Origin of the sequence: Vibrio albus (genome assembly GCF_003144035.1) — a bacterium.
In the GTDB taxonomy this organism is placed as follows: Bacteria; Pseudomonadota; Gammaproteobacteria; order Enterobacterales; family Vibrionaceae; genus Vibrio; species Vibrio albus.
Window position 1 is genome coordinate 793,864 of record NZ_QFWT01000001.1, and the last position, 10,342, is coordinate 804,205.

At 44.1% G+C, this 10,342-nt stretch carries 8 protein-coding genes; 3 read left to right on the forward strand and 5 right to left on the reverse strand.

The genetic code is table 11. The annotated features are described in order from the left end of the window. Positions 1 to 56: 56 nt before the first annotated feature. Complete coding sequence (gene phoR / locus DI392_RS03570; RefSeq protein ID WP_109318505.1) at positions 57 to 1,355, reverse strand: phosphate regulon sensor histidine kinase PhoR; 1,299 nt, start codon at positions 1,353 to 1,355, stop codon at positions 57 to 59. 23 nt (positions 1,356 to 1,378) lie between these two features. After that, the gene (gene phoB, locus DI392_RS03575; RefSeq protein ID WP_109318506.1) at positions 1,379 to 2,068 is read right to left on the reverse strand and encodes a phosphate regulon transcriptional regulator PhoB; all 690 of its coding nucleotides are present in this window, start codon (positions 2,066 to 2,068) and stop codon (positions 1,379 to 1,381) included. A 238-nt stretch (positions 2,069 to 2,306) separates the two neighbouring features. On the opposite strand from phoB, the gene rdgC reads away from it, so the two are divergent. Next, entirely contained in the window at positions 2,307 to 3,215 is a 909-nt protein-coding gene (gene rdgC, locus DI392_RS03585; RefSeq protein WP_109318508.1) for a recombination-associated protein RdgC, read from the forward strand. Between the two features lie 62 nt (positions 3,216 to 3,277). Here the strand turns inward: rdgC and DI392_RS03590 are convergent, their stop codons facing one another. Further along, positions 3,278 to 3,532 carry a YfhL family 4Fe-4S dicluster ferredoxin gene (locus DI392_RS03590; protein WP_109318509.1) on the reverse strand — a complete coding sequence of 85 codons (255 nt, stop codon included), beginning with the start codon at positions 3,530 to 3,532 and terminating at the stop codon, positions 3,278 to 3,280. Positions 3,533 to 3,534: 2 nt separating this feature from the next. Further along, positions 3,535 to 4,917 carry a prephenate-dependent tRNA uridine(34) hydroxylase TrhP gene (trhP, locus tag DI392_RS03595; RefSeq protein ID WP_109318510.1) on the reverse strand — a complete coding sequence of 461 codons (1,383 nt, stop codon included), beginning with the start codon at positions 4,915 to 4,917 and terminating at the stop codon, positions 3,535 to 3,537. A 318-nt stretch (positions 4,918 to 5,235) separates the two neighbouring features. Between trhP and DI392_RS03600 the strand changes: the two genes are divergently transcribed. Both DI392_RS03600 and DI392_RS03605 read left to right on the forward strand, forming a co-directional pair. Then, positions 5,236 to 5,469: a hypothetical protein gene (locus tag DI392_RS03600; RefSeq protein ID WP_109318511.1), complete on the forward strand. Its 234-nt coding sequence runs from the start codon at positions 5,236 to 5,238 to the stop codon at positions 5,467 to 5,469. A gap of 231 nt (positions 5,470 to 5,700) precedes the next feature. Further along, positions 5,701 to 7,029: a cation:proton antiporter gene (locus DI392_RS03605; protein WP_109318512.1), complete on the forward strand. Its 1,329-nt coding sequence runs from the start codon at positions 5,701 to 5,703 to the stop codon at positions 7,027 to 7,029. A 167-nt stretch (positions 7,030 to 7,196) separates the two neighbouring features. Here the strand turns inward: DI392_RS03605 and DI392_RS03610 are convergent, their stop codons facing one another. Beyond that, positions 7,197 to 9,899 carry a glycoside hydrolase family 2 protein gene (locus DI392_RS03610; protein ID WP_109318513.1) on the reverse strand — a complete coding sequence of 901 codons (2,703 nt, stop codon included), beginning with the start codon at positions 9,897 to 9,899 and terminating at the stop codon, positions 7,197 to 7,199. Positions 9,900 to 10,342: the final 443 nt, after the last annotated feature.

The window sequence follows — 10,342 nt, forward strand, 5'->3', positions numbered from 1 at the left end:
GAAAAAGCGCTCTGCTGAAAGAAAACAAATAAAGACCTTTATGTTATAAATTACCGCTATTTTACGACTAACCGTTTAGGCAATACAAAAGAGAACTGACTTCCGACGCCTACTTCACTGCTGATCTCCAGCATCGAGTCATGGTGCGTGAGGGCATGCTTCACGATCGCCAGCCCAAGTCCGCTTCCCCCTGTTTCTCTTGAACGAGCTTTATCCACCCGGTAGAAACGCTCGGTCAACCTATGTATGTGCTGCGGTTCAATCCCCTCGCCACTGTCTTCAACGTCGAGATGTGCTCCTTTCTTCGTTTCATACCACCGAACATGAACTTCCGCACCAGCAGGCGTATATTTAACGGCATTATAAACGAGATTAGAAATCGCACTCCTTAGCTGATCTTCATCCCCCAGAACCCTCAGTTTTGGATCGACATCGAAATAAAGCTGATGGTTTTTATCCCCGCTCAAGGTCGCGGCCTCTTTCTCCAGCACCTCCAGCATCGCTGGTACATTCACAATCTCATGCGGATCTTCCATCGGGGCGGCTTCAATTTTTGAGAGCGTCAGTAGCTGGTTCACCAGGCTATTCATTCGATTAAGCTGCTCGGTCATCACGCCATGCGCTTTCGTCCACATCGGCCCGATAACCATATCCGGATCTTCTGTCATTTCCAGATAGCCCTGCAGCACCGTCATTGGAGTACGCAACTCATGAGAAACATTGGCAAAAAAGTTACGCCTCATACCTTCCAGTTGCTTCACCTGGCTGACATCCCGTACCACCATCAGGTGTTCACCTTCGGTATAAGGCACAATACGCAGTTCCAGTGTACGCTCTACATTCAGGGGCGAACGCATTTCCAAAGGCTCTGAGAAATCATTTTTGGTCAGATACTTAATAAAGTCAGGCGTACGTATAAGGTTGGTAATAGGCTGTCCGGAATCATCCGGCCAGCGAAAGCCGAGGAGATACTGAGCCAGTTTGTTGCACCAGACAATATTGCCTTCTCCGCGAAATACGACGACGGCGTCCGGCAGCGATTCCGCACCATTACGGAAACGGCGAATAAGATTGGTCAGCTCTTTGCGGCGTTTTCTCTGCCGCTGTTGAAGACGGTAAATACCATTGAACAGACCTTCCCAGTTTCCGGTCCCGGTAGGTGGTGTCAGTCGCTTTTCATCCCACAGCCAGGCAGATAAACGCATCTGATTATGCAAATGCCATCCTAACTGCAATAAGGTAGCGACCAGTAGCAGCCATGGCATATAACCAAATAACCAGCCGATGATAATCCAGGGGGTATAAAAAAAAGCCAGCGACCAGGCCAGCTTTTTCCAGGTCAGTCTTTCAATCATGAAACTCTCCGCAAGGCTGACCGCTAAGAACGGGTAGAAAAGCGGTAGCCGGCACCACGGACGGTCTGAATAAGCTTATTATGCCCTGCATTCTCCAACGCTTTACGCAAACGGCGGATATGCACGTCAACAGTCCTGTCCTCTACATACACGTTCGTTCCCCAAACATTATTTAACAGCTGTTCGCGGCTATAAACCCGTTCCTGATGAGTCATAAAAAAGTGCAGCATTTTGAACTCGGTTGGTCCCATATCCAATGGCTCATCATTCGCCGTCACTCGATGAGATACCGGATCCAGCTTCAGCCCCTGCACATCAATCACATCTTCCAGAGCGGTTGGTGTCACACGACGAATCACGGCTTTAAGGCGAGCAACCAGTTCTTTGGGAGAAAATGGCTTAGTAATGTAGTCGTCAGCCCCGACCTCCAGACCACGAACTTTGTCTTCTTCTTCGCCACGAGCAGTCAACATCACTACCGGAATATTACGGGTTAACTCTTCACGCTTCAGGTGTTTAATCAGGTTGATACCTGACCCACCTGGCAACATCCAATCCAACAGAATCAGATCCGGGTACGGTTCGCACAGTTTATTCAAAGCAGCATCATAATCTTCTGCTTCTACTGCCTGATAACCTTTCTGTTCAAGGACAAAGCATAACATTTCGCGGATCGGCGCTTCATCTTCAACAACCAGAATCCTTCTAGACATAAATAAGCAACCTTCGTTTGTTTATCAACACCCTGCATTATCTTCACTAAGTATGACACTTTTGTGACCTTTGCAAACAATTTTTCATATAACTTTCTTAACAAATTCATTGCTCTTTTTCCCGCATGGTGTATTGGTGAAGTGTTATCTACTTCCGGGAAACCGACAAAGGACTCTACAAATCCCCTGCAATCCCCTATCATTACCGCTTCCCATTTGAAGATACGAAGAGATGACTATGTGGTTTAAAAACTGTCTGGCTTATCGCTTTAACCGTGATATTGAATTCAATGCAGATAAGCTGGAAAAGCAGTTAGATGATTTCCGCTTCACCCCATGCGGGAGTCAGGATAAAAGTAAGTTTGGCTGGTGTAATGTGATGGGTAAATTCGGCGATATGCTGACTCACGTCTCGGAGAACCGCATTCTCATTTGTGCCAAAAAAGAAGAAAAAATTCTGCCTGCAACAGTAATCAAAGACTCGCTGAATGAAAAGGTTGAGGCAATGGAAGCAGAGGAAGGACGTCCTCTGAAAAAAACGGAAAAAGACACTCTGAAAGACGACATTATTGTTGATCTGCTTCCACGTGCATTTAGCCGTAGTCAGAACACCTATGTGCTTATTTTGCCTGACTCTGGCCTGATCCTGGTTGATGCCAGCAGCTATACAAAAGCAGAAGACGTATTGGCTCTACTGCGTAAAAGCATCGGCAGTTTACCGGTCGTACCTGCAATCCCGGAGAAAGCCGTTGAAGCCACTCTGACTGAGTGGGTAAAAACAGGTGAAGCCCCACACGGGTTTACCTTACTGGATGAAGCTGAGCTTCAGTCTTTACAGGAAGACGGCGGCATTATTCGCTGTAAGAAGCAAGAACTGGGTGCCGAAGAGATCCTGAATCATATTGCAGCAGACAAGGTCGTTACGAAATTAATGCTTAACTGGCAAGGCCGGATGGATTTTATGCTGGGTGAAGACGGCAGTATTAAGCGTTTAAAATTCAGTGACGATATAAAAGATCAGAACGAAGATATCCCGCGAGAAGATCAGGCGGCACGCTTTGATGCGGATTTTTCACTTATGTCTTCTGAACTGAACGCCTTACTACCTGACTTATATACGGCACTCGGCGGACTGCCAAAGAGTTAAGAATCAAGGTACAGGTAACAAAAAGCGGAGCCTGAGGCTCCGCGTTTCAGTAACAGTCACACTTATGCCAGCCCCTGGATAATAACAAACTTTTCCAGCAACTCTTCTTCTGTCTCAATACGCTGCGGATCAGTAATCACGCAGTTGGTGATCGGACAGACAGACTGACAGGTAGGGACATCATAGTGCCCCTTACACTCAGTACAGAGATCCGGATCGATTTCATAGATTTTCTCACCCATAGAAATCGCGCCATTAGGACATTCCGGCTCACACATGTCACAGTTAATACATTTCTGTGTAATTAGCAACGCCATAATCAGACATTACCCTGAGCTTCAGCCTTTGTTCCCTGAGGGTTACGGGTATTCTGTCCGCTTTGCAAATTACGCATCAGCAGCGCATATTCCAGATCCAGCTCTTCCGGCACAGGAATAAAGACAAAATGACCATTACCCTTGGCATCGTCCACCGATTCTGATTTGCGGTTTTCCATCGCTTCAAGCGTAAAGACAATATTACCCTGAGGGGTCATTAGTTCCAGACTATCGCCAACCACAAACTTATTCTTCACTTCAACTTCCGCCAGCTCACCACGACGTTTACCGGTAAACTCACCAACAAACTGCTGAGTATCGGAAATTGAGTAGCCGTAATCATAGTTCTGATACGCATCATGAGTATGACGACGCAGGAACCCTTCCGTATAACCACGGTGCGCTAAGCTCTCCAGCGTATTCATCAGACTCGGATCAAAGGGCTTACCGGCAACAGCATCGTCAATCGCCTTACGGTATACCTGGGCTGTGCGCGCACAGTAATAAAAAGACTTAGTCCGGCCTTCAATTTTCAACGAATGTACGCCCATTTTCGTCAGACGTTCAACATGCTGTACCGCTCGCAGATCTTTAGAGTTCATGATGTAAGTGCCATGCTCATCTTCGAAAGCCGCCATTTTATCTTCAGGACGATGTCCTTCAGAAAGCAGTACCACTTCATCGGTTGGTTTACCCAGCCCAATGGTATTCTCCGGGCGTTCTACCGATTCCTGAATTTCCACTACCTGGCCCGCATCGTCTTCCGTGGCTTTTTCCACTTTATATTCCCAGCGACAAGCATTGGTACAGGTCCCCTGATTCGGGTCGCGCTTGTTGATATATCCGGAAAGCAGGCAGCGGCCAGAATATGCCATGCACAACGCACCGTGGACGAAAATTTCCAGCTCGGTATCCGGACACTTTTCTCTGATTTCTTCGATCTCTTCCAGAGACAGCTCACGGGAAAGGATTACCCGTTCAACGCCCTGAGACTCCCAGAATTTTACCGTTGCCCAGTTCACCGCATTCGCCTGTACAGACAGGTGAATAGGCATATCCGGAAAACTTTCCCGCACCATCATGATCAGACCGGGATCAGACATAATCAAAGCGTCAGGTCCCATATCAACAACAGGTTTTAAATCGCGGATAAAGGTTTTCAGCTTAGAGTTATGCGGCTGGATATTACATACCACATACAGTTTCTTGCCCTGAGCATGTGCTTCATCAATACCTATTTTCAGGTTTTCATGATTGAATTCATTGTTACGCACACGAAGGCTATAACGAGGCTGACCGGCATACACAGCATCTGCACCATAGGCAAAAGCATACCGCATATTCTTAAGGCTGCCGGCTGGGGACAGTAATTCGGGTTTAAACATGGTTTATATCTCTGTAGTTCTGATTTCAAGTCAGGTCGATACCACCTGGTGGTATCGAAGGGGCGGGAATTTTACGTCAAATAGCGGATAGTGTACAGACTATAGGCGATCAGTTTCTCTTTACTATAAGAATCACCCTGTACAAAGAATAACCAATATCACAGATTTAAGTGAAAACTTCAATTTGAAACCGGTTTCCGTGGTACGGTATATGCAGAAAATCATTTAAGTGATATATTTGTCGATAAATCGGCAAGCTCACCCCAATTAAATCCTGTTCCGGGGAATCGTATAAAATGAGTTGCTAGTGAGTATATTATGAGCAATATCTACAAAATTGAAACTTTCTGCGAGTCTCATGTAACTCGCATAGCAGACAGTATTAACAAATCCGGCGGTAACTGCATCATCCGTGGTTGGGCTGTGCTTACCGATCATGTATTCAATGCACAAGAAGCTAAGACGCTCTTTCCTATGGTATCCCGGACCACCGATGATCTGACAGAAGACGATATATACGTGTGGATGAAATCTGCCAGAGCGGCAGCTTAAGGCCATTACTCTGCCCATCAGCAATACCCCCTCATTCCATCAGCTTCTTCCTTTATCATCAATCGTATTGAAGGAAGAGGCTGTTATAGACCCGCGAGGTTAGGCCCACCTGCCTATCAGCACTACTTACTTACATCTCAATAGCTCAAGAAACAAGATGAAAATGATTGCGATTTAATCAGGATACACTGACAATAAACTATCACATTTTATTACAATCTAATAAACTTTATGTCAGTCTACTATACCCTTTGCTTCCTATCTGCAGCCGCAATGATGATTGCATTCGTCAATCATAAAATTGGCAAAATGCAAACCACCATCGCCATTACCGCCGGTTCAATGGTGTTATCACTACTCATCCTTATTGCCGGTCATAACGACTGGTTTCAGCTCACTGAGATCGCGACTAAAACAGTTGCATCAATTAACTTTGAAGATTTTCTGCTCAAAGGCATCTTAGGCTTCCTACTCTTCGCCGGAGGGTTGGGAATAAAGCTTCCGCATATGAGAGATCAAAAGTGGGAGATTACTGTGCTGGCTCTAGGGGCAACACTCTTTTCTACCTTTTTTATCGGTATCGGGCTATACGCCATTACTTTGTTATTAGGCATTAACTTTTCGTTTATATACTGCTTACTCTTCGGTTCTCTTATTTCACCAACCGACCCAATAGCGGTACTTGCTATAGTGAAAAAGCTCAACGCCCCCAGACGTATATCTACTCAGATAGAAGGAGAGTCGCTGTTTAATGATGGCTTTGGTCTGGTTATTTTTGTAACTCTATTTACGATAGCTTTCGGGACAGAGGCCCCAACTGTCAGCAGTGTCACTATGCTGTTCATTCATGAGGCTATCGGTGGGATCATCTATGGGCTAGCTCTGGGGTTGCTGTTCCACTACCTGATAAGTGCAACAAATGACCACTCAATGGAACTCCTACTTACAATAGGTGTTCCTACTGCGGGTTACGTATTTGCAGAAGTTATACATGTATCAGGACCACTGGCAATGGTGGTATCAGGAATCATGATCGGAAACTGGACTCGATTTGTCGGCTTTTCAAAAGAAAGTCAGGATCACCTGGATCATTTCTGGGAACTGGTTGATGAATTTTTAAATGGTGTTCTGTTCCTGCTGATTGGTATGTCTATGCTGTTGTTTGAGTTCCACTCAGAAGACTGGATCATGATGGCGATAGCTACCCCACTGGTCCTGGCCAGTCGATATTTCAGTGTATTATTGGCCTATGCCGGATTCAGACGCTACCGGAAATATAATCCATGGTCAGTAAGAATTCTGACCTGGGGAGGGTTGAGGGGAGGCCTTGCACTGGCAATGGCATTATCTATCCCTTCAGGTATCTTAGTGGTTCCCGACAAACTCATTGATGTAAAAGAAATCATTGTGGTTATGACCTATGCTGTTGTCGTTTTCTCTATACTTATTCAGGGCTCTACGATCACTCCGATGATCAACAGGGCTAAACAAGCCGAAGAGAAGATGCAAGAAGCTGAAGCTGAAATAGACCAGACAGAGTCAAAACACATAGAGCAGTAACCCACCTCAAACTCATAAAGTCACTTAAAGCCCCGACAGTCTGGGCTTTTTTACATCTGTATTTTGGTAATTCTAATTTGTCGCACTTTATACTGTGATAAAATTAAAGCTGCAGTATGTTTATCACTGCAGCTTTAATTCGAGTGCTAATGTCTATTAAATGGGCGTTACTTTGGTGTTTCACCGCATTCTGTTTGTTGTTCTTCAACTCCTTTTAGTCGTAATAGGAGTGCTTCGTGTCTTTCAAGTTTATGCTGTTTTTCTACCGCAAATTTTTGCGCTAGATGACTAACAGTTTCTTTGTCTACTTCAAAACATCGTTGTTCATTGGCGAGCAGCGGCTGAGTTGCAGGCTGCGAGTAAATGACGACTTCATCAGGTATTAAAGAGTTTAATCCTTCTACCGCAGGGTGAGCCTGGATACGGATCTCGCCAGCGTTAAGAGAAGTTCGGATTAATGCTGGTGCTGTTCCCCATTCAACGGTCCTTGGGTTGGAATCCGCTCTTTCAGAAGTAATGAGTTCCGCTTCACCGAAAACTGCAAATTTGACTTTGCTTCTCGCTAGGCGTTTTATATTGCCACTGTCATCTGTAACCTCTGCAATTACGGTTACGAGTTGCGAACCATCAGCAACAATTGGTGAATCTTCATCTAGCAGGCGTAAGCGAATACGAGTTGGTCTACGTGCGGGATATTTCACTTCTCTGCAAACGACATGACCATCGACGAGGCCTTCTGCAATTAGGCAGGCTTGTTCAAACTGTTCCGCTCTATGCTTGTCTTTTATTGCCATAAAATCATAAACATTCTTGAACACCGCTGGCTTATATGGGATGCCCGTTTCATCGTTTTTAACCGTTATTGTTCCTATTTCAGTGCCACAGAAAGATAAGCGTACTTGCTCTGCATTACAGCAAACAATGACATCAGCTGAAGATATTGGTGTCAGTTCATGCAAGATTGCAATGTGATAACCACTTTCTGCAATGGGGTGAGTAATTAGGGGGTTCCTTTGGCAGCGGAAGATATCATAAGAATATTTCTGTTGACGAAACGAATCCATAATCCCTCCCCAGAACTGTTCTGGATGGTATCCTCTTTGATGATCGAATCCATGCCAAAGTGTGCCACCCACATGCTGTCTAGGTGTTCTATATAAAGTGTTAATGCTGGTAGCATACTGGTGTGCTCCATCTCCAGAGCCTAAAGCATAATGCATAGCTTGAACTATTTGCGCCTGTTCTCCCCAACTACGATGGACACGACTACTGGAGTTGTGAGAGTTCCAATCATCAACATTATCTCCCCATTCGCGGGTGAAACTCGGTTTACCTTTGAATAAGTCAAAAGCAATTTGGTCCGATTTCAATGACTCGTTTCTCATTTGGTTTGGGTGAGCATAAACCATATCTGAATACTGTTCTGCACCGAGGTAACTGTCGAGTGGAACGATAGCACCGTATGGAAATTCTTCATGTACTATTTGATAAATGTCTTTCAGAAAGTGTTCTGGTTGATGTGTTTCATTTAGTGCTGGCTCGAAAGCCATTGCTGATGCGTGATTTCGATCTCGACGAATTTTCTGTCTGATGTTCAATTTTGCTTGGGATATAAATACTGGAGAGTCGTTCCAGAACTGCCAACCTATAGATGGTATTAGAAGCAGCATACCAAGTTCGTCAGCGGCATCCATAAAGGCTGGAGACTGAGGGTAGTGAGCCGTGCGTATTACACGCATACCGGCATCTCTTAACTTTTTCACATCATGCCAATGCATATTGTTACTTAATGCTGTTCCTACACAGGCATGGTATTGGTGTCTATTAACACCGATGAGTTTGTCTTCAAATGCCCGCCCATTAATGTATAGCCCTTGGTCCCCACGTACCTCGATAGAACGGATACCAACTCTAATTCGCACTTCATCTATTTTTTGTTCTTGATGATCAAACAGCGAACACTCTAACCAGTAAAGATAAGGTTGGTCGGGGTGCCAAAGTGTTGGTGCTTCAATGGTTAACGATTGGTTAATGTGTTGATGGCTCCGCGCATCTAGTGCCATTTTCTTTTCTGTCGAAGATATTTTCTGCCCTAGATGATCAATTAGACTGGTGTTGAGAGTTAAGTTTTTAGATTGGTTTTCGGCATTCGCTAAATGAGATTGAATATTTACTGTTGCACTATTAGCTGAGATATTTTCAAAGTGAACAAAAACTCCTCCACCAGAGACTTCATTTACTTGATTTGCATGAGTAATGTAAGTGTTTGCTGTCGTATAGAGCCAAACATTGCGATACATTCCTCCCACATAGGTGAAGTCGAGCTCTGATTGATTTTTCCCAGCAGGGAAATTAGGGTCATCACTATTATCTGCCAACACGCATATAACGTTGGTTGTTCCGATTTTAACAAAATCAGTGATATCCAAAACCATACCAAGAAAACCTTCAAAGTTTTCTCTTATTAGTTGGCCATTTATCCAGACCTTAGATTTACCTTGGATGGCTTCAAAGTTGAGAAAGATTCGTTTGTTTGCAAACTCTGCTGACAAATCGAAATGTTTACGATACCAAACCTCACCTTGGTAATTGATTGAACCGCTAGCATCTTCTGGAAGTATTTCTACACTGTGTGGAGCGTTTATAATTTCCCACTCACTGTCGTCTATTGATTCGTTATGGCCTTGCGGCTGCTTACCTCGTTGAAACCGCCAACCTGTACTAAAATTGAATAGTGTTCTAGGGCTTGATTTTGTATGGAAAAAACCAGCGGTGGAGAACTGAGGTTGGTGCCCTTTTAACTGTGTATTGTTAGGGATAGAAAGATAAGACTGACAGGCTAGATGTTCATGGGCATTTAAGTTTGCCATTAGTAGGGTCCTTGGAATTAGACTAAAAATCAACGTACTTTTAATAAAGTAATTTTGTGGTAACAGAAATAACTATTAGATAGGCGCTGAAGAAAAGGATGAAACGCTGGTATTTTATAAATTTAAGTGAATCGATTTATGTCTATTTTGAAAGTTTTCGATGAGCATCATGAAAATATCAAAATTGTTTTAATGGTTTCGATGACTAAAAGTTTGATGTATATAGCAACCGTTGTGGTCATTAGATAGTTGTTACAATTTTTGATAGAAATAACATTATTAAGCTAAAAGTGGTGCGGCTAAGCTATGAAATGTTATACCAATCACACTAATTAACTGGTCAATATAGTCCAATCTCTAAAGCAGAGCGAAATGACTCTGCTTTTGTCTGCACAAAAACGATTCCAAGCACTACACAGCTTGTCGACAATATTGTCGTAACA